This is a genomic window from Spirosoma spitsbergense DSM 19989 (assembly GCF_000374085.1).
GTDB classification, from domain to species: domain Bacteria; phylum Bacteroidota; class Bacteroidia; order Cytophagales; family Spirosomataceae; genus Spirosoma; species Spirosoma spitsbergense.
Genome location: NZ_KB893549.1, coordinates 33,816 through 54,573, shown reverse-complemented (window position 1 = coordinate 54,573; position 20,758 = coordinate 33,816). Strand labels below are relative to the sequence as shown.

19 protein-coding genes are annotated in these 20,758 nt (G+C 50.7%); 9 read left to right on the top strand and 10 right to left on the bottom strand.

Annotation, left to right across the window (positions count from 1 at the left end):
- The first annotated feature begins 119 nt into the window (after window positions 1–119).
- Both B157_RS0117135 and B157_RS0117130 read left to right on the top strand, forming a co-directional pair.
- Window positions 120–1,238, top strand: coding sequence for a trans-sulfuration enzyme family protein (locus B157_RS0117135; RefSeq protein ID WP_020604538.1), 1,119 nt, complete (start codon window positions 120–122; stop codon window positions 1,236–1,238).
- Window positions 1,239–1,317: 79 nt separating this feature from the next.
- Entirely contained in the window at window positions 1,318–1,932 is a 615-nt protein-coding gene (locus B157_RS0117130; RefSeq protein ID WP_020604537.1) for an NAD(P)H-dependent oxidoreductase, read from the top strand.
- Window positions 1,933–1,942: 10 nt separating this feature from the next.
- Here the strand turns inward: B157_RS0117130 and mtgA are convergent, their stop codons facing one another.
- The 4 genes from mtgA to B157_RS39035 all read right to left on the bottom strand — a co-directional run bounded on the left by mtgA (window position 1,943) and on the right by B157_RS39035 (window position 4,749).
- Window positions 1,943–2,803 (bottom strand): monofunctional biosynthetic peptidoglycan transglycosylase, encoded by an 861-nt coding sequence (gene mtgA, locus B157_RS0117125; protein ID WP_026308762.1) that lies wholly within the window; start codon window positions 2,801–2,803, stop codon window positions 1,943–1,945.
- Window positions 2,804–2,920: 117 nt separating this feature from the next.
- A complete protein-coding gene (gene hemW / locus B157_RS0117120) occupies window positions 2,921–4,066 on the bottom strand; it encodes a radical SAM family heme chaperone HemW (RefSeq protein ID WP_020604535.1) in 1,146 nt (381 codons plus the stop codon).
- Window positions 4,067–4,103: 37 nt separating this feature from the next.
- A complete protein-coding gene (locus B157_RS0117115; protein WP_020604534.1) occupies window positions 4,104–4,556 on the bottom strand; it encodes a GNAT family N-acetyltransferase in 453 nt (150 codons plus the stop codon).
- A gap of 37 nt (window positions 4,557–4,593) precedes the next feature.
- A complete protein-coding gene (locus tag B157_RS39035) occupies window positions 4,594–4,749 on the bottom strand; it encodes a hypothetical protein (RefSeq protein WP_020604533.1) in 156 nt (51 codons plus the stop codon).
- A 60-nt stretch (window positions 4,750–4,809) separates the two neighbouring features.
- On the opposite strand from B157_RS39035, the gene B157_RS0117105 reads away from it, so the two are divergent.
- Window positions 4,810–5,607 carry a DUF4198 domain-containing protein gene (locus tag B157_RS0117105; RefSeq protein WP_020604532.1) on the top strand — a complete coding sequence of 266 codons (798 nt, stop codon included), beginning with the start codon at window positions 4,810–4,812 and terminating at the stop codon, window positions 5,605–5,607.
- A 28-nt stretch (window positions 5,608–5,635) separates the two neighbouring features.
- On the opposite strand, the gene B157_RS0117100 is transcribed toward B157_RS0117105, so the two are convergent.
- The 5 genes from B157_RS0117100 to B157_RS0117080 all read right to left on the bottom strand — a co-directional run bounded on the left by B157_RS0117100 (window position 5,636) and on the right by B157_RS0117080 (window position 8,358).
- On the bottom strand, window positions 5,636–6,487 hold the full coding sequence (locus B157_RS0117100) for a PhzF family phenazine biosynthesis protein (RefSeq protein WP_020604531.1): 852 nt from the start codon (window positions 6,485–6,487) through the stop codon (window positions 5,636–5,638).
- 50 nt (window positions 6,488–6,537) lie between these two features.
- Window positions 6,538–7,209, bottom strand: coding sequence for a hexitol phosphatase HxpB (hxpB, locus tag B157_RS0117095; RefSeq protein ID WP_026308761.1), 672 nt, complete (start codon window positions 7,207–7,209; stop codon window positions 6,538–6,540).
- 82 nt (window positions 7,210–7,291) lie between these two features.
- Window positions 7,292–7,579 (bottom strand): YciI family protein, encoded by a 288-nt coding sequence (locus tag B157_RS0117090; RefSeq protein ID WP_020604529.1) that lies wholly within the window; start codon window positions 7,577–7,579, stop codon window positions 7,292–7,294.
- 57 nt (window positions 7,580–7,636) lie between these two features.
- Entirely contained in the window at window positions 7,637–8,026 is a 390-nt protein-coding gene (locus B157_RS0117085; protein WP_020604528.1) for a HEPN domain-containing protein, read from the bottom strand.
- Window positions 8,023–8,358, bottom strand: coding sequence for a nucleotidyltransferase domain-containing protein (locus tag B157_RS0117080; protein WP_041952156.1), 336 nt, complete (start codon window positions 8,356–8,358; stop codon window positions 8,023–8,025). The genes B157_RS0117085 and B157_RS0117080 overlap by 4 nt, the downstream gene beginning before the upstream one ends.
- Window positions 8,359–8,430: 72 nt before the next feature.
- Between B157_RS0117080 and B157_RS0117075 the strand changes: the two genes are divergently transcribed.
- Together B157_RS0117075 and B157_RS0117070 are read left to right on the top strand one after the other, a co-directional pair.
- The gene (locus B157_RS0117075; RefSeq protein WP_026308760.1) at window positions 8,431–10,914 is read left to right on the top strand and encodes a prolyl oligopeptidase family serine peptidase; all 2,484 of its coding nucleotides are present in this window, start codon (window positions 8,431–8,433) and stop codon (window positions 10,912–10,914) included.
- Between the two features lie 661 nt (window positions 10,915–11,575).
- Window positions 11,576–11,857, top strand: coding sequence for an acyl carrier protein (locus B157_RS0117070; protein ID WP_020604525.1), 282 nt, complete (start codon window positions 11,576–11,578; stop codon window positions 11,855–11,857).
- A 25-nt stretch (window positions 11,858–11,882) separates the two neighbouring features.
- Here the strand turns inward: B157_RS0117070 and B157_RS0117065 are convergent, their stop codons facing one another.
- Window positions 11,883–12,878, bottom strand: coding sequence for a YihY/virulence factor BrkB family protein (locus B157_RS0117065; protein ID WP_041952155.1), 996 nt, complete (start codon window positions 12,876–12,878; stop codon window positions 11,883–11,885).
- 391 nt (window positions 12,879–13,269) lie between these two features.
- Between B157_RS0117065 and B157_RS0117060 the strand changes: the two genes are divergently transcribed.
- The 4 genes from B157_RS0117060 to B157_RS0117045 all read left to right on the top strand — a co-directional run bounded on the left by B157_RS0117060 (window position 13,270) and on the right by B157_RS0117045 (window position 20,740).
- Window positions 13,270–16,698, top strand: coding sequence for a HEAT repeat domain-containing protein (locus tag B157_RS0117060; RefSeq protein WP_020604523.1), 3,429 nt, complete (start codon window positions 13,270–13,272; stop codon window positions 16,696–16,698).
- Between the two features lie 707 nt (window positions 16,699–17,405).
- The gene (locus tag B157_RS39790; RefSeq protein ID WP_084761828.1) at window positions 17,406–17,666 is read left to right on the top strand and encodes an ATP-binding protein; all 261 of its coding nucleotides are present in this window, start codon (window positions 17,406–17,408) and stop codon (window positions 17,664–17,666) included.
- A gap of 234 nt (window positions 17,667–17,900) precedes the next feature.
- Entirely contained in the window at window positions 17,901–19,886 is a 1,986-nt protein-coding gene (locus tag B157_RS39785) for a tetratricopeptide repeat-containing sensor histidine kinase (RefSeq protein ID WP_020604520.1), read from the top strand.
- Between the two features lie 398 nt (window positions 19,887–20,284).
- Entirely contained in the window at window positions 20,285–20,740 is a 456-nt protein-coding gene (locus B157_RS0117045; RefSeq protein WP_020604519.1) for a response regulator, read from the top strand.
- Window positions 20,741–20,758: the final 18 nt, after the last annotated feature.

The window sequence follows — 20,758 nt, the reverse complement described above, 5'->3', positions numbered from 1 at the left end:
CTCCAAACGCGTTAAAAATGAACGAGTGACCAACTTTTTGGCAATCATTACCGTATTACCAATAGAAACCATAAACCAGGACGAACAAAAAATGAGCCAGTTACTGGTTCTTACCCCCTATGAACTTCGATACCCTCGCCCTCCGTGCCACCCATCAGCCCGACTCCGTAACCGGGTCGGTTGTGCCCCCCCTCTACCTGTCAACGACGTATGCCCGTAACGAAGCCAATGAATTACCGGCCGACTTTCTTTATACCCGTCCCAACAACCCCACGCGTGAAGCCCTGGAAAGAGCGTTGGCTATGCTGGAAGGCGGAGCCACCGGCATAGCGTTCGGGTCGGGTCAGGCGGCCACCATGACGCTGTTTCAGGCCCTTTCGCCCGGCGACCATGTGTTACTGTCCACTGACGCTTACTACGGTACCCCCGCCCTGCTGGAACAGGTATTTCACCCCTGGGGCCTTACTTATACGCGGGTAGACATGAGCGACCTCGACGCGGTCAAGGCTTCTATTCACGAAAACACGCGGGTTGTCTGGTGCGAAACACCGTCTAACCCCTTATTACAAATCACGGATTTACTCCTGGTCAGTCAGATGGCGCACGAGGCCGGTGCTATCTGCGTGTGCGACAACACCTGGGCCACACCCGTTCTGCAACGCCCGCTTGACCTGAACTGCGACGTGGTGATGCACTCGACCACCAAATACCTGAGCGGACATAGTGATGTGTTGGGCGGGGCCCTGATTTTCAAACACGACAACGAATTTACTCAGCGGGTGCGGCAATTGCAAGGGCTATCCGGCGCGGTGCCTTCCCCATTCGATTGCTGGCTGGTAAGCCGGGGTATTAAAACGCTGGGCGTGCGGGTACGCGCCCAAAGCCTGACGGCCCAGACCATTGCCAATTTCCTGGCCGACCACCCAGCCGTGGAGCAAGTGCATTATCCGGGCCTGCCCACGCATCAGCATTACGATCTGGTTCAGCAACAGATGAACGGCCCCGGTGCCATGTTGTCCGTTCAGGTGAAAGGGGGGGCTGAGGAAGCGATTCGGTTTATTGGTAAACTTACCCTGTTTACGCGGGCCACCAGTTTGGGGGGCGTAGAGAGCCTGATCGAACACCGGGCCAGTTCGGAAGGGCCCCATTCAACTACCCCTAAAAACCTGCTGCGCATTTCAGTAGGGCTGGAGCACGCGGAGGACTTACTCGATGATCTGGCGCAGGCGTTGAAGTAGCGGATAACAGACCTGTTTACGGTCGGAAACTAAAGCCCAAACGACGGGGTTTTGTCAGTAAATTGAATCAACCTAACAAATGAGAATTGCCCTAATTTCCACTTCATCGCGCAAAAACAGCAATTCGCTGCGTTTTGTCAATTACCTCCGGCTCATCCTGACTGAAGGCACCCAGCATAGCGATGCCCGGCATGAGGTTTCTGTCGTAACGTTTGAGGACTATGATATGCCCCTGGTTGGTCAGGGTTCAGTACGGAAAGAGGCACTTACCCCCTTTCAGGAAGAACTGATAAACACCTGGGAATCGGCCGATCTGGTCTTTTTCGCGATGCCTGAATACAACTGGACCGCCCCCCCGCAGGCCACCAATGCGATTCACCAATTGGGGGGACCTGTATTTAAGCACCTGTTCGACAACAAGGTTTTTGCGATGGTGGGTATTTCTAACGGGCGCGGTGGTCGGCAGCCCGCACTGGATATGACGACGGTCGTCAACAAAATCATCAGTTTCACCAACAGCTACTCCATCATATCGCCCAAGTTGTACGAGTCGCACGAAACAGCCGATAACCTGGACGAACAGGGCCATTTTATCGGCCATGAGGTGTACGAACGGACGGCAAGAGCCTTTGTAGACTACACCCTGAACGTAGCCCAGCGGTGGATGACGCCGAGTTTGGTGGAGGAGAAGTAGTCCCCTCCCGTTAAAGATTCCTGATGTACTTCTGACCGCCCAGATACCGCATTTGCCGGGAAATCTGGGCGGTTCTTCGTTGGATGTAATTCGATGGGTTTTTGATCGAGAACAGGCGCGGGTTAGGGAGTACGGCGGCTATCCGGGCGGCTTCCGTCCGCGAGAGGGTGGCCGCCGGGTGGCCGTAGTATCGCTGCGAGGCAGCTTCGACCCCAAACGTCATCGGCCCCGTTTCGGCTACGTTGAGGTACACTTCCAGAATGCGCTCTTTACCCCAGATAAACTCGATCAGCACCGTAAAATATACTTCCAGCCCTTTCCGAAGGTAACTGCGACCATTCCACAGAAACACGTTTTTGGCAACCTGCTGCGAAATAGTACTGGCCCCGCGCACCCGTTTGCGCGTTTTATTTTCCTTGATAGCATCCTGAATTTCATCGAAGTCGAACCCCCAGTGCCGGGGGAAATCCTGATCTTCGGAGGCTACCACCGCCAGGGCCGCTTCTTTACTGATAGCCTCGTACGACCGCCATTTTTTATACACGTGGCTATTTTCATCGGTACCGAACGTATCCAGCCAGCGCGAAACGACGAGGGGCGTTACGAAAACCGGCACGTACTTCAGCGCAATGACGTACCCCAGCGAACCGAAGAACAACCATAGAAAAACCCTGATGCAAAACCGGTATACCTGTTCCAGTATGGGCCTGTTCCGGATGAAACGACGCATCTGCTGCCAGCGTGACGGATCGGACTTAGCCGGGGGCCGCTGTTCGTTCGGACCCCGCTCGGTAAAAGACCGGGATACCTTCGGGCGGGGTTGCTGAGGAGTATTGGTACGAAATTTATTAACGGGTCGCTGAGGGTTCATAAACGTAAGAGCATTCCGCGAAAATAATAGTAAGCACCGGTTAAAACCGATTATCAGCCCATATAACCCGAAAAATCCCCAAAAAAACGAGGCACGACGGTACACGAAACCCGTAGCTTACCCAACAAACAGGGTAGCCGCTACCCGGTCGGCGAAAAGTTTTCCGGCGTTCGTCAGCCGAAGTTGGTCCCCATCGCACACGAGCCAGCCCGATGCGTACAGGGTTGCCAGGTCGCTTTCCTGTTGCCGGGCAAAGTCGGCACCCAACAGCGTAGTCAGTTCGGCGAGGGAGCAACCCCACTGGGTTCTGAGGCCCGTCAGCAGGTACTCATTCACCTGGTCGGCAGTGGTCAGCACCTCCATTTCGGCGGGTACCCTACCCTGCCGGATAGCAGCGATATAACGTGTATTATTGGCAATATTGTATTGCCGGGAGTGGCCGTTGTACGAGTGGGCACTGGGGCCGATGCCCAGATACGGTTTTCGCTGCCAATAGGCGGTATTATGCCGGGCGTACTGACCAGGACGCGCAAAGTTCGAGATTTCGTAGTGTTCATAACCGGACGATGCTTTGCCGGCACCACCCGTACCCGTCAGCAACCTGGTCAACTCCTCAAACTGACCGGCGGCCAGTTCTTCATCGACGGGCGGAAGTTTCCCTTTCTGCTGCCATCGTCCAAATGCCGTATCGGGTTCAATCGTGAGGGCGTAGGCCGATAGGTGGGGTACGTTGAGCGCAATGATTTTCTCCAGGTCGTAGTGCCAGCGTGATGCGTCGCGGTTGGGAAGTCCATAAATCAGATCGACGCTCATGTTCTCAAATCCCGCTTCCCGCGCCAGCCCGACGCAGGCTTCGGCTTCGGTGGCCGTGTGCGCCCGGTTCATCCAGCGCAGCGTGGCTTCATCGAACGTCTGAATCCCGATACTCAGGCGATTGACGTATCGGCGCAGCAACCGGAGTTTATCGGCGGTGAGGTCGTCCGGGTTCGCTTCGAGGGTGATTTCAGCCGTGGAGTCTACCGTAAACTGCGTGTGAATGGCCGTAAAAAGCTGTTCCAGTTCCCGTTCCGTCAATAAAGAAGGCGTACCGCCACCCAGATAAATCGTCTGTAACTCAGGCGTTGGCAGATACGCTTTCTGGAGCTTCATTTCTGTACAGAGGGCATCGACCAGGGCAGATTTCTGGCCCATACTGGTGCTGAAGTGAAAATCGCAGTAGTGGCAGGCCTGTTTGCAAAAAGGGATGTGCAGGTAAAGATGCATGTGTCGTATTGACAACGTAGCAGGGTAATGGGTTCCTTCAGAAGGTTTTCTCCAGTACAATGGTCAGACCGTGTTTCCCCTGCATGGTACCAATAATATCGAAACCCGCTCTGAGATTGAGGATCAACATCGAACGCCATTGATTGTAGGTCTGCGTCCGAACGGTTTGGTAGTTATGCCGGCGGCACCACTCGTGTTGCCGACGCATCAGTTCGGCAGCAATACCGTTTCCGCGAAAGGCCGGGGCAACACAGCCCAGCCAGCTATAAAAGTGGCCCGGTCTGCGTTCGTAACCCAGTTTGCAACCTACCACAACGCCGTCGCTCAATGCTAATCCGGTATATATGCCCGTCTGGCGTTGCCGGTTAATGAGTTTTGCCCGCAAATCGGACGGGGATTCATTGTCGAACACATCAGTCAGCAGGTTTAGCAGGGCCGTTAACTGAGGTTCCAGCGGAAGCGTATGGTAAAACTGGTACTGAATTTCCATCGGGTAAAGATGGCGGTTGAGCCCGAATTAAGGGTAATCAATCCGGGCATTTCTTGCACCGCTTCCCCTTTTTATACTTCTTGCAGCACTTTTTCAGGATACACGCCTGACTGGCAAAAGGGTTGTTCTGAATCAGGGATTTACCGTCATTTCCGAACGAAACCGTTATTAGGTTATCAAAATCAGTCGTCATGGGTACGTCGAGTTATACCGGCAAAGGTACAGCTGTTTAGATTCATTACAAATAAAATTCATGAAAAAACGTTCATTGATTACAGGATTGAGTATCCTGGTCAGCGTAGCCTTCGGGCATGAGTTCTGGCTGGAGCCAACGCAGTTTTATGCCCGTGTCGGCGAGTCGATTCGGGTGCAGATACTGGTCGGGGAAAACTTCACCGGCGAACGGTCGGAAGGCAAAAAAAATCGGCTGACTCAGTACCGCCACTACACCGCTACGGGTACCGAAGAGCTCTCACCTACCCTCCTGGGCGATTCGTACGGTGATGTGACCGTTCGGCTCAAAACACCCGGCACGCACCTCATCAGCTTTGCCAACACGCCCAAGTTTCTGGCCATGAAACCAGACAGTTTCCTGCTTTACCTGGAAGAAGACGGTTTGGATAACGTGATAGAAGCGAGAAAAAAACAGGGCAACACGGATAAACCCAGTCGGGAAGTGTATCAGCGTTGTGTAAAAACACTGGTGCAGGTAGACAACAAATTCGACGATACCTTCGCCAAAAATACGGGCCTGATGCTGGAAATCAGTCCCACCAAAAACCCTTATGGTCAGCACCCCGGCCAAACGGCAGCGTTCCGTATCTTATTTGACGGTAAACCGCTGGCAGGGGCGTTGGTACGGTACTGGAACCGGGATGCGGCTAACCACGTAACCGAAGAAAAACAGCGTTCCAATGCGCAGGGTACCGTCCGGTTCACCCTACGGGCCGGTGCCAATATGGTGAGCGCGGTCAGGATGATACCGCACAATAACCCCGCCGAAGCCGACTGGCACAGCTACTGGGGCAGCCTCACATTTGGGTGCCGGTAACAAGTGCTTATCAGAAGCCGGAACCGGCCTACACCGTAATCTCGCCCGTCAGGTAGAGTTTTACCTGACCCGATATATCGACGCGGGCTGGATTTGTGCCATCGTCATTCAGTTTACACCGAAGAAATCCTCCCCGCCGGGAAAGCTGACGGGCGGTAAGTTCCTTTTTGCCAAGTTTCTCCGCCCAATAGGGCACCAGTGTCGTATGAGCCGATCCGGTCACGGGGTCTTCATCAACACCCGACTGTGGGCCAAAAAACCGCGAGACAAAATCAACGGGTTCCAATCCATCACTCATTTCTGCCTTTCCCGGAGCGGTAACGATAATACCCCGGGCAGGAATAGAACTCATTTCCCGAAAATCAGGATTCAGCGCTTCGATCTGTTCCTGCGATTCATAAACGACTAAATAGTCTGTTTTCCCTTTAAACACGGCCAGCGGTTTTTCATGCAGACTGGCCAGCAGGGCAGGCGGCTGCAAGGTAGCGATCTGCAACGCATCGGCGGGGAAGTCGAGGGTCAGCCAGCCATCTTCACCCCGGCATACTTTCAACCGGCCACTGCGGGAGTCGAAATAGATTACATCCGTTTGGCTTGCCTCCTCCCCTTCCGTTGCGGGCTTTTTCAGAAAGAAAATAACGTGGCCGGTAGCCAGAGTCGCATGACCACACAGGTCTACCTCTACCGTAGGCGTAAACCAGCGGATGTGGTAGTGATTTTCTTCCGCTGTCCTGACGTAAAAAGCCGTTTCGGCCAGATTATTTTCGGCGGCAATCTGCTGCATCAGTTCATCGGGCAACCAGTCGGTCAGGGGTACAACGGCAGCCGGATTACCGGCGAATAAATGGTCGGTAAAGGCATCGAGCTGGTAAATACGCATAGTAGGTGATTTGTGGGTGCTCAGGCACCTCTTACGGTTTAGGAATGTAATTATGACAGTGGCAACGTAGCAATAATGTCTGCCGTGAGTGCCTTTAGCGACGGCAAAATCAGATCGGCAATAGCAAATTTAGGGTCATTATATTCAAAAGCAGCCGGTACAGCTACGGTTTGCATCCCTGCGTCATAAGCCGACCGCAGGCCACTCCCGGAATCTTCGAAGGCCAGACAGTTTGCCGGTAACACGCCGAGTTGCCGGGCCGTTCCCAGGTACACATCCGGAGCGGGTTTGTTGCGGGCTTCCAGCGTAGCGGAGTGCCAGAGCGTCAGCAAATCCCGAATACCCAGCCGATCGACCACAACGTCGATCAAACTCATGGGTGAGGCCGACGCAATAGCGGTTGGGATACCCTGACTGGCAAAAAACGCGAGTGCCTCCAGTGCCCCGGGCATGGGTTCGGCCAGTTGAGCAATGCGCAGATGAACGCCTTCGGTAATGGCTTCGGCAAGGGCCTGGTGGCTGCGCTCCGGCATATCGACCCAGGGAGCGCGGGCATACCAGTAACGAATCACTTCCGGTATGGGCATGCCGGTGGTCTGTTTGCATTCGTCGTCGGTCAGGTATAGCCCAACGGTGGCAAACACCTCGCGTTCCATGGCCCGCCAGTGGGGTTCTGAGTCCACCAGCAGTCCGTCCATATCAAATATTGCAGCTTGTATCAAAATCTGGTTGGCTAATTGATTAGCGGGTTAGTGGGTCAGTCCTCACGGATAACGGTATCAACTGACCCACTAACTGACTGCTTTACACCTGCGCCTGACGAAAAGGTTTTACATCTATTTTATCCCATACTCCCTGCACAATGTAGGGGTCAGACCGGAGGTACTCGTTCAGCTGGTCTTCGGTTTCCATGTCGAGCATGAGCATGGAACCCATCATTTTTCCATCGGGGTCGAGAAGGGAACCCCCCAGCAGGAATTGTCCTTTTTCTTTTAACCGGGCTACATAGGCCAGGTGGGCCGGGCGGGCAGCCATCCGCCGGTCAAGTGCATCAGGACCGGTATGGTCGTATGCATGTATAACGTATTGCATAATTTCAGTACAGGATTTTAACGAAGCAAGGTACCAAAATCCGGTAGCCGTGCAAGGTCAGGCTACCGGATTTTGGGCAAAATAAGTCAGCGTAAGGTCGTAAAAGGTTTTAGCATCATCAAGTAGTAACCGGGCTTCGGCATCACTTATGAAAGCATCCAGGTCATAATCAGCAGCCTGACGGGCAGCAAAACTATTTCCTACAATTTTACTGGCCTGCACGTCGAAACGAGCATTTTCTATAAAGAACTCACTGAACTTTGCCCGTGCTGTCTGATGCTTATCCGGGTAAATTCCTTCCGAGGCCAGCAATGCACAAACGCAGTAAAAGACAGTATAATAGGCCCTGTTGGCTACTGCCAGTACCCGTTCATTCTGATACAAATGACGGGCATCGCCCAGTGCATCTTCGGCACGTTCAACAAAACGCTTTATTTGTTCCTTCATACAATTAATCCATCCTTGCGAGCCTCCTGATACACTCCTCGATACGACACACTGTACTTTTTATAGGCTACGGGGAAAGGGGAAATAACAAGTCCAAATTTTAACAAAAATGCTGTTTCCACTTCGGCAATTCTGCGTATCTCTGCGTAGGTATTCACCTTATCGTCGTTTAGCAAGACCATTAGGTCGATGTCCGACTCCTCATCATAGTCACCACGGGCATAGGAACCATACAGAACAACATCGCGCAGACAGTCGCCGTACAGAGTTTGCAGCGTGGCTTTAAACTCCCGGACAATAGGCTCAATTACCGGATTGATGGGGGATTTCATACCGAAAAGTAAGCGTTTCGACCTTTTCTTCCTAATTTCAGGCCTTCCATTATTCATTCTCATCACTCATCAATGAAATCAGTTTTCTGCTGGCCACTGGCCTTATTGACGGCCTCTGTTCTGGCGCAGCCTGCCCCTAAACCGACGAATCCGATAGCTCGTCCACAACTCACTGTCGAGTCCATTATGCAGGACCCCAAACTAGCGGTCGGCACTTCCCCCTCCAGCCCATTCTGGTCCGATGATTCGCAGACGCTCTACTTCAACTGGAATCCCGATCGGGCCAAAAGCGACTCCCTCTATAAAGTAACGTTCACCCGGCCGGTGAAAGGCAAACAACTCACCGCGTCGAAGCCACTAAAAGTTACGCCCGCCGAACGCCGGAACCTGCCATCGCCCCCCACATCAGGCTATAACAAAACCTACACAAAGCGCCTGTTTGAACGGGATGATGATTTGTTCTTGATCGACCTGAAATCGGGTAAGGTCCGGCAACTGACCAACACGGTGGAGGCTGAAACCGACCCCGTTTTCTCGGGCGATGAGCAGCGGGTCGTATTCCGGCGCGGGGGTAGCGGGACGAATCTGTTCAGTATCGACCTGATCACCGGCGAACTGACGCAGCTCACTGATTTCCATACCGGCACCAAAAAAGCCGAACCCAAACTCACCGACCAGGATAAGTTTCTCAAAAAAGATCAGGTACGACTATCGACCGTGCTGAAGGAGCGGAAAGAAAAAAAGGACGAAGGCGAGCGCATCACCAAGGCCAACCGCCCCGACCGGCCGAAGGAAATTTACCTCGACGACAAACAACTTTCCAATCCGCAACTCAGCCCGGATGGGCGGTTTGTGACCTACCGACTCAGCAAGCGGGCTGCCGATGCCAAAACGGCGCAGGTTCCTACCTACGTGACCGAATCGGGTTTTACGGAACAACTGACGGCCCGCACCAAAGTGGGTGCTCCCGCATCGACACAGGAGTTTTTTGTGTATGACCGGACAAAGGATACCGTTCGGGCCGTATCGGTAAAAGGCCTGCCGGGTATTGCCGACAAAATGACATACCTCAAACCGGATACCAGTAAAAAAGCCAAAGCGGACACGACGAAAAAAATGCGGGCGGTGGTCATCAACGGCCCCCTCTGGTCTGAGGATGGCAAATTGTGCGTGGTTGTGGTGCGGTCGCTGGACAACAAAGACCGCTGGATTGCACGATTGGAGCCTGAAAGTCAGAAACTTACCCTCCTCGACCGGCAGCACGACGATGCGTGGGTGGGCGGACCGGGGATTGGTTCGGCTAACTCGATGGGCAACATGAATTTTCTGGCCGACAACCACACCCTCTGGTTTCAGTCGGAAGCTTCGGGCTACTCACACATCTACACCATCAATGTCCTGAATCCGGGCGAAAAGAAGCAACTGACATCGGGTAAATTCGAGGTGCAGGAAGTGCTGTTATCGAAGGACAAAACGCATTTCTATCTGCAAACCAACGAAGTTCACCCCGGCGAGCAGCATTACTACAAAATGGCCGTCACCGGTGGCCGTAACGACGGACCGCTCCGTACCCGGCTCACCAGCATGACGGGTGCTAACGATGTAACCCTCTCGCCCGACGAGACCCGAATGGCCATCCGCTACTCATCCACTACCCAGCCCTGGGAGTTGTACGTCAGTGAGCCGTTATCCGCGACCGGAAAACAGTCCGGTAAAACGCAGCAGTCGGCCAGTTCTCCGGCTCTTAAACTGACGGATTCCCAAACGGACCAGTTTAAAAGCTACCCCTGGCGCGAGCCAACGCTGGTTACCATCCCCGCCCGCGATGGCCAGCCCATTTACGCCCGTTTGTACAAACCAGCCACGGGTGCCACGGGCAAAGCCGTAGTATTCGTGCATGGTGCGGGGTATTTGCAGAACGCCCATAAGTGGTGGAGCCAGTATTTCCGCGAATACATGTTCAATAACCTGCTGGTCGATAAGGGCTATACCGTGCTCGACATTGACTACCGGGCCAGTGCGGGCTACGGCCGCGACTGGCGCACGGGTATCTACCGGTTTATGGGCGGCAAAGACCTGGAAGATCACGTCGATGCCGCCAGATGGCTGGTACAGACGCAGGGAGTCGATGCCAAACGGATTGGCGTATATGGGGGCTCGTACGGCGGCTTCATTACCCTGATGGCTATGTTCACCACACCTGATGTGTTCAAGGCTGGGGCCGCCCTCCGGCCCGTAACGGACTGGGCCGCTTATAACCACCCCTACACCGCCAACATCCTGAATGAACCGCAACTGGATTCCCTGTCTTACAACCGGTCATCACCGATTTACTTTGCCGAAGGGTTAAAGAACTACCTGCTCATCTGTCACGGCATGGTGGATGTGAATGTCCACTACCAGGACACCGTCCGGCTCATTCAGCGATTAATTGAACTTCGGAAAGAAAACTGGGAAGCAGCCGCCTACCCCCTCGAAGACCACGGCTTCGTAGAACCCACTAGCTGGATGGACGAATACAAACGGATTCTAAAGCTGTTTGAAGAGCGGTTGTGAGTAATTATTCGAACTAAAAGACGGATAGAAAGTACCCGTTTGCGTACGTTACCTAATGAAGAAATGGTGGAACCCAGGCAACAGTCGGCTATAACAACCGCAGAATGCCAGGCTAACGTATCTAAACGGATTACCCGCCGGAAGTGGACAGGAGCTACACCGGTCAGGAGTGGGTCGCCGAAACGTCAGGAAAACCGTTGATCGAGCCGTAACAGCACGGAAAGTACCGCGCCGGCAGCGCAATCTTTGCCTGCTGTTGCGGCTCGGGATATGTTCGTTCGCAAGCCTGTAAAAAAGCCCTTCAGCCAAATCATCAACCTGTTTCCACGCCATATTCATGGGGGAATGGCTGAAGGTTTCTACTGAAATTATTTTTGTTTCTGCCAACCTTCCCCATCAACGGATATAAGGAAAACTACTTATTGAATAACTTGACTTAACTATTAAGCAAAAAAGTAGTTTAATTCTATTTTAATTGAGAACTGCAACAGATTGAACGTTGTTGACGTATGTATTTACAAAGGAATTACGATTTCCAGAAACTGTGTTTTTACCCCCTTAAGAAATACAAAATAACAAAAACAGGGAAGCAGGATTTAAAACACGACCGACAATCATCGTAATACGAATAAAACATGCATCATTGAAAAATGCTACTATCATGCAAATCGTTTACACCCACCTCCGCCATTTTCTCAATCGTACATTTACCCTGAAAAGTGCCGATATAGCGCCCGGTGAGCAACTACAACGGGACCTTGGACTCAATGAATGGGAGTTTATGGAAGTTGTGGCGCACCTGGAAACATTATTTGGCATGACTCTACCCGACGAAGTGCTCGTTCCTACCCTGACGGTTGAGCACCTTTGCTCCCTCATTGCCCAATACAAACCGGAAGGTATTACGCCGTTACCCCTGATGACCAGAAAAGTGGCTGCTTAGGCAGCGCGCGGAAGCCAGCAGAGACTTATTTGCTGGCTTCCGCTGCTTTCTTTTGTGTAGGAATTACGGATACTTCGCGTTCCCGCTCGGTTCGTTCTATGTACACAGCGTGGTCGGCCGGTTCAATCCGGGCACCAACATTATTGGCATATGCCTGTGTGAACTCGGCCCCAAAATACAGAATGGCCGAAATGTAGTATATCCAGGTCAAAATAACGATGAGCGAACCAGCCGCTCCATACGTCGATTCAGTGCCGGTGGTCTCGATATATAACCCGATCAGATAGCGGCCAAGCATAAAAAGTAAGGCTGTAAAAATGGCACCCCAGCGCACATCTTTCCAGGCAATTTTCGCATCGGGCAGTACTTTGAATATTACGGCAAACAGTACCGTAACAACAGCCGTGCTGATCGCAAAATTGATAGCACTAATAATATAAACGCCTAATCCGGGCAATAACCGGTTTATCTGCTCACTCAGGGCCAGCACAATACCGTTGATAACCAGCGACACCAACAGTAAAAAACCAAGGCTGACAACCAGAGAAGATGACCGTAGCCGGTCTTTTAGCAGCTTGAGCCATCCCCGTTTTGGTTTGGCTTTCACCCGCCATATCTGGTTTACCGAATCCTGAATCTCAATAAAAATAGTGGTAGCACCAAGCAGCAGGGTAACGACGCCAATGGCCAGGGCAGACGTCGTTTTGCCGGACAATTCCATATTCTTGATCATGGTCTGAATCTGTCCGGCCGCTTCATTTCCCAGCAGTCCGCTTAGCTGGCCAAAAAGCTCACCACGAATGGCTTCTTCACCCAGAAAAAGACTGGCCAGCGACATAATCAGCACCAGCAGCGGGGCCAGTGAAAAGATAGTATAATAGGCCAGGGCCGCACTCATCTTCAGGCAGCGGTCATCCATGAAACCGCTGAATGAGTCGCTCAATATAACTTTGGCGTTGGCAAAGAATCCTTCGGTCTCACTGGCAGGTTTTTCAGGAGTATTAGTCGTATTAGTGGGCATCGGTAGCGGAATTGAATCGGCGAATAATCCCTTGTAGAATCGTTTCAGTAGGTTAGGCATGAACGTAGTATTCGTAGTAAGGGAGCGTATGTCTGCTTAGTGGTAACAGACTGCTTTCATTACTAATAATAACCACTACAGGGCCCAGTTGTTATAAATACGGTAGAGTCCTGCCGTATTCCATACAGATTGTACCGTGTTGGAACGGTAGCCTATACTTCCTGTATCAACACTGTCCTTAGTGCCGATTCCGGTATATTATTATCTCCTTTTTAAAGTAACATCCTGTTTTTTTTTCCTTTGAAAGCAGGTAATCAGCCTGAACAATTCGTTATATATCGATAAGTCCAACCCGGTTGCTGGCAATAATACCCGTTAACGTTCATTCAATATGAAAAAAGGAAACCTGCGTTTACTGAAAAACAAGAAAGTCATCTGGCTCTTCGCCCTGGCTCCCCTGCTTTTTTCAGTCAGCTATCAAACAGCAAAAGACCCTATCGACCGGCGTATCAAGCGCATGGCGCCCGAAAAAGCCGCTCAGCTGGCCAAAGAAATTGAAGCCACGGTAACCCCCGAACTGGCCGACGGGCTAACCCTGAATGTGTGGGGCGTGGATTCGCTGGTGGCCGACCCAATTGCCATTGACATTGACGATAATGGCCGGCTTTATTATACCCGGACAAACCGGCAGAAGAATTCAGAATTCGACATCCGGGGGCACCAGGATTGGGAAATCGAATCGAATCACCTGCAAAGCATCGAAGACAAACGGGCCTTCCTGCACCGGGTACTGGCGCCTGCAAACAGCAAGAAAAATGAGTGGCTGAAAGACCTGAACGGGGATGGCTCCCACGATTGGCGGGATATGACCGTCGAGAAAGAAAACGTCTATCGCATTGAAGATACTTCCGGCGATGGCGTTGCCGATATGTCGCAGTTGGTAGTCGATGATTTCCATGATGAAGTGACCGACGTGGCCGGGGGCGTTATGATCAATGGTAATGATCTGTACGTAGCCGTAGCCCCCGATTTGTGGCGGATGCAGGATAAGGACGGGGACGGTATTGCCGAAACAAAAACGTCAATTTCGCACGGCTATGGTATTCACGTAGGCTTTGGCGGTCACGGCATGTCGGGTATCGAGATGGGGCCGGATGGTAAAATCTACTGGCAGATCGGCGATATTGGTTTCAGTGGAAAAGGACCGGACGGGAAAAAGTGGGAACACCCCAACAGTGGCGTTATTGTGCGTTCTAACCCCGATGGCAGCGATTTTGAGGTGTTTGCCCACGGTGTCCGGAACACCCACGAGTTCATTTTTGATGAATACGGCAACCTCATCAGCGAGGATAACGACGGCGACCATCCGGGCGAAAAAGAGCGGCTGGTGTATATCACAAACGGCTCCGATACGGGCTGGCGCAGCAACTGGCAGTACGGCAAATACCGCGACCCAAACAACAATACCTATAAGGTCTGGATGGATGAGCAGATGTACAAGCCCCGCTTCGAAGGGCAGGCGGCCTACATCACGCCTACCATTGCCAACTTCGTGAGTGGCCCGGCGGGTATGCGCTACAATCCGGGAACAGCCCTGAGTCCGGCCTATAAAAACACCTTTTTCGTTGCCGAATTTGTGGGTAATCCCGCCAAATCGGGTATTCATGCGTTCAAGCTAAAGCCAAAGGGTGCTTCGTTTGAACTCGGCGAACAGAAAAAGATTCTGAGTAATGTGCTGGCAACCGGTATCGACTTTGGCCCCGACGGTGCCTTGTATATAGCCGACTGGATAAATGGCTGGGATGCCAAAGACTATGGCCGCATCTGGAAAATGGATGATAAGGCAGGAGCCGCCTGGGCCGACCGGCAGCGTACTAAAACATTGCTGGCCGAAAAATTTGGAACCCGTTCCGAAACCGATTTGGGCGAGTTATTGAAGAACCCGGACATGCGGGTTCGGCAGAAAGCGCAGTTCGAACTGGCGAAACGGGGGCAGAAAGGAGCCGCTGTGTTTACGACCTCCACCAAACAGACCGATAATCAACTGGCTCGTGTTCACGGCATCTGGGGCATTAGCCAACTGGCCCGGCAGGATAAGCAATACGCCACGCTGCTACTGCCTTTATTGCAGGACAGCGACCCGGAAATTCGGGCGCAGGCTGCTAAATGGCTGGGCGACATTCGCTATAAAGAAGCGGGTGCGGCTCTGATGCCCTTATTGAAAGACGCGAACAGCCGGGCGCGGTTCTTTGCCGCTGAAGCACTGGGGCGTATTGCCTATGAACCGGCCATTCAACCAATTATTCAACTGCTGGAGGCCAACAATGACGAGGACGCCTACATTCGACATGCGGGGAGTCTGGCCCTGGCCCGTATTGGCAAAGCGGCCCCCGTTGTGGCGCTGGCCAGTCACCCGTCTCGTGGGGTTCGCATTGCGGCCGTGGTGGCCCTTCGGCGCATGAGTGATCCGGGCATCGCGGCTTTTCTGGCCGATAAAGACGAATTTATCGTGACCGAAGCGGCCCGGGGTATCAATGATGACCTGTCCATTCCGGCCGCCCTGCCTGCGCTGGGTAAGGTGATGCAAAAGACGAGTTTCACGAACGAAGCCCTGCTCCGCCGGTCAATCAATGCAAACCTGCGGGTCGGTACGCCGGAAGCCATGCAAATCCTGATCGACTACGCCCAGCAGGAAGGCAGTCCGCTGGCGATGCGGGCCGAAGCCTTGGAAGCCCTGAGTACCTGGGCTAAACCGTCGGTGCTGGACCGGGTTGATGGGCGCTATCGGGGCGTTATTGAGCGCGATCCGGCCCTGCTTAAAAGCAAAACCGCTGACCTGTACACCAACCTGCTATCCCATCCGGAGAAGACGCTGCGGCTGAGTGCCATCAAGGCAATTGCCCAGCTGAACCTGACGAGTGCGTCCGAACCGTTGTTCAGTCGGCTGGAAACGGATAAAGAACCCGTTGTGCGGGTGGCGGCTCTGCGAACACTGGCGTCGATGAATGATAAAAACGTCAGTAAAGCCATCGAAACGGCCCTGGCCGATAATGAAAAAAGCGTTCGGGTAGCCGGGCTGGATTTGCTGGCTAAATCGAACATGCCCAAAGATCGCATGGTGACCCTGTTGTCGGAGGTAATCAACAATCGCACAACGGAAGAAAAACAGGCCGCCCTGCTCACGCTGGGTAAACTACCCGTTGTCAATTCGCAAAAAGCCTTCGATCCGTTGCTGGACAAGATGTCGGCGGGTACCCTGTCGCCCGAACTCCAGCTGGAGCTGGAAGAAGCCATTGACAATGCGCACTCCCCCAAACTAACCGCCCGCTACAAAGCCATAACGGCTAAACTATCGCCCGATGCGCTGGCCGCTACGTACAAAGGGAGTTTGCTGGGTGGTGAGCCGGATTTAGGTCGGCGTATCTTCTTCCGGCATCAGACGGCCCAGTGCATTCGTTGCCATTCTTACGATGATTTGGGCGGCAATGCCGGTCCCCGCCTGAACGGGGTGGCCAGCCGACTCACCCGCGACCAACTTCTGGAAGCCCTGGTTAACCCCAGTGCCCGCCTGGCTCCGGGCTATGGTACGGTAAACCTGACGCTCAAAAACGGAAAAACGGTCAGTGGTATTTTGCAGAACGAAACAGCTACGGAGGTGAACGTGAAAGTAGGTGACCAGCCCGATAGGGCCATCCAGAAAAACCAGATTGCCAAACGGCTAAACTCGCCATCCAGCATGCCCGAAATGAAGTACCTGCTGACAAAGCGGGAAATCCGGGATGTGGTCAGCTTTCTCTCGACGCTGAAAGAGGATAAGTAACATCAGAAACTTGGTCTACCTGCTGTGTAAACACGTTTGTTTGCGCAGCAGGTAGTTTTATGAAAGATCGGTTTGTTCGGTATGAGTCACACCCTCTTGCTGTGTCTGCCAGCCGAACGCCTGATTAGTACCCCATATGACGGCACGTATTTTCTTGATTCGGCCCTGTAGGGAACCTATAAAGTCGGCTCGCCCAATTAATTCCATACCACCTGATCTACCGATAGAGATAGTCAAAATAACGTGAGCAGGCTACTTTCAGAATTCAAGTTTTTTTGTTTTTCAGCGCGTGCAACCAATTAATCAGGCAAGTATTATTACCTAAATAACTCAGGATCAAACTCATACAAAAGGGCAGTAGAAGTCAGCATGCTGTAGTTAGGAAATAGATATACATTCTCAGTTCCATTCTACTAACTTGTAGCCAATGGCCTAAATACGAACACATTTGGCCTGAAATCTAATGCCCGTTTCACCTAAAAATAAGGAATATTGTCCGTCCGGTTTTACTGACTACGTTCAACCAGGGCAGTACCGGCTGGCGGCTTGGGCTGTATACTCCGTAGCGTTTCGTTCCCAGACGGTATTCATTGGCGCTACGAATAAGGACCAGTGTATTCCAACGCTCAACCCAGCAATTGCAGGAGATAGGCCGGGTGTTGTTGAATCTACATAATAATGCCTTCCAGGCGATTGGGTAACTGGCCGTGAGTGGGCTACCTGAAGAAACGTATAAACCCCTCGTTTGGGTGAGTACGAGAGGAAGGAAGAATATAGTGAACATTCGGGTACGTGATAATAGTATGGGCATTCCCGACACGGTAAAAGCCAAAGTATTCCAGCCCTTTCTCACCACAAAACCCACAGGGCACGGGACAGGGGTGGGACTGTCATTGAGTTATGACATTATCACCAAAGGTCACGGGAGTACTTTGGAAGTTACAGGGTTTTCTTATAAAACTTCATAACCTCATAGAGGAGACATCTTTGTACATGATAACCCCGCATCTCCCTCCAAGAACTCCGTAGGAGTGACATCTCTACACTAAGATATCACTCCTACGGAGTTCTCCGGGACCGTACTTGCCCAATTCTACAAAGATTACATCCCTACGAGATTTTATAAGAAAGCCCTACTGGAAGTTGAAAGACGGTGAAGGAAGCACATTTGTTATTACATTACCTATGAAAACTAATCGAACGTGAAAAAACTAAGCTTTACCTTCTTTCTTGCAGTTATCTGTAGTTTTGGCTTTGCACAAGACAGGCGAATAGACAGTTTAAAACACGCATTAGCTAGTACTAAAAATGATACCAGCGAAGTCTTAATTTTAGTAGAACTGTGTGATTTATATCATTATTTCAATGTTGATTCCGCTGTTATATTTGGCAATCAAGGGTTATTATTATCACAGAAAATTAATTTTTTTAGGGGTGAAGTGAGAACTCTGGCTGGTTTGAGTAGTTCGCTAAGACAAAAAGGGGAGATACCAGAATCATTGGAGTTATTGTATAAAGCGTTACAAATAGCAGAAGAAAAGCACTACATTTTTGAAACAGCCTTGTGTCTTGAGAATATTGGTGATGTTTACTGGAATTTAAAGGACTACCCCCAATCAATTATTTTTTGTAAAAGAGGGCTTAGACTTAATGAAACTATAAAAAATGACAAGAAGTATTATGACTTAAGCATTTTGATAAACTTATTTATTGGCACTTCCTATTCAAAATTAAATAAATTAGATTCTGCTTTTATTTATTTGAAAAAAAATTACGATTTAACATCAACAGATAAAATAATGCACCCAGTTGCTTTAACGTATTTATCAGAAGTGATATTTAAACAGGGTAAACGCCAGATAGCCTTAAATTACTTACATCAAAGCATTGAATTACTTAAAAAGAATAATGACCAAAATACCAATAGTGATGCTTATAAATTCATGGCTTTCTTTTTCAAGGAAATGAGCCAGCCCGATTCTGCTATATACTATGCAAAAAAAGGACTTTTTGATGCACAAGCGATTGGTTACAAATTAAATATATTAGAAATAAGTAAATTATTATCAGAACTTTATTATCATAAAGACCTTAAATTGGCAAATTACTATTTACAGTTGGCGATGTCAGTTAATGACGAACTATATGGTGCAAAGAAAGTTCAGGAACTACAAAAAACACTTTTTAATGAGCAACATCGCCTACGTGGAATTGAAACTGAAAGGATTAAAAAAGAAAATCAATATAAGCTTTATACCCTATTAACTGGTTTAGGCATGTTACTGTTAGTTGCATTCTTTCTCTTGCGAAATAATCACCAAAAACAGAAGGCAAATGTAATTTTACAAGGTAAAAACGAAGAAATACAATTAACACTATCAAAACTAAAATCTACTCAGACCCAACTCATACAATCTGAAAAAATGGCCAGTCTGGGCGAGCTCACGGCGGGTATTGCCCACGAAATCCAGAACCCATTAAACTTCGTCAATAACTTCTCCGAAGTGTCAACCGAACTGGTCGATGAACTTCAGGAAGAACAGCAAAAGCCCAACCGGGATGCCGACTTTGAAAACGAACTGCTGGGGGATCTTAAACAAAACCTCCAGAAGATCACCCACCACGGCAGCCGGGCCAGTAGCATCGTCAAAGGCATGTTGGAACATTCCCGTACCAGCACCGGCGAACGACAATCTACCGATTTGAACGCCTTAACCGATGAGTATTTACGGCTGGCCTATCAGGGCTTTCGCGTTAAAAACAAGGAGCTTAACTGCGAACTAACCACTGATTTCGACCCCACATTGGGCTTGGTTGAGGTAGTTCCTCAGGAGATTGGGCGGGTGCTGCTCAACCTGTTCAATAACGCCTTCTACGCCGTTGGGGAACGGGTAAAAAGCCAGGATACTCAACCAACGTATAAACCCTTCATTTGGGTAAGTACTAAACGAAGGGAGCAAACGGTAGAGATTCAGGTACGGGACAACGGCACGGGTATACGCGACGCGGTGAAAGCCAAAATCTTCCAACCCTTTTTCACCACCAAGCCCACAGGCGAAGGAACGGGGTTGGGACTGTCATTGAGTTATGACATTATCGACAAGGGACATGGGGGAACACTGACCATGGAGAGCATACCGGGTGAAGAGACAGCGTTTACGATAAAGTTACCTATTACGACAGAATGACCATAGGACTGCCATCCCGAAAAACCAGATTGCCAAACGCATAAACTCGCCATCCAGCATGCCCGAAATGAAGTACCTGCTGACAAAGCGGGAAATCCGGGATGTGGTCAGCTTCCTTTCGACGCTGAAAGACGATAAGTAACATCAGAAACTTGGTCTACCTGCTGTGTAAACACGTTTGTTTGCGCAGCAGGTAGTTTTATGAAAACCGGTTTTTTTTGCAGGATTTGCACGAATCGGTTTCGGGCACGAACGGGGAAAAGCGGCTTCATCATCTCCATGAAACTGCCAATTACTGCCTGTCAATCAGGAGTTTTTAAAATAAAAAAAGAACATACATTAGTTTTATTTTTAGTAGAAATGGTGTATGTTCACATACTCTACTATCTCTATTGTTCATGAACAGCACGACAACTACCCGAAAATCACGTAAAGCTAAAATTCTCGTTGTTGAGGATAATGCCGATCAGTGGTTCATTATTCGATGGGCACTTCAACAGCAGTTTCCGGAAGTAGAGGCCATCTGGGCGCGGGAAGCAACGGAAGCACTTGTCTATCTGGAATCCTGCGAGAAAAAGCTTTCGTTGCCCAGGCTGATCCTGATGGATTTATACCTACCCGACCGGCAACAGGGCTGGAGTTTACTGGAAGCGGTTAAAACCCATTACCTGTACCGCGAAATACCCGTCATTATGCTTAGCCAGTCCAATGATAAAGAGGATATTGCAGAATCGTATTCCCTTCGGATTAACTCATACATTGTAAAGCCTACCCATTACCAGAAATGGCTCGATTGCATTGGTTCGTTCCGGCATTACTGGTGGAATGCTGTTACCTTACCAAAATACAGGTAGCGTTCATAATTGCCTGTT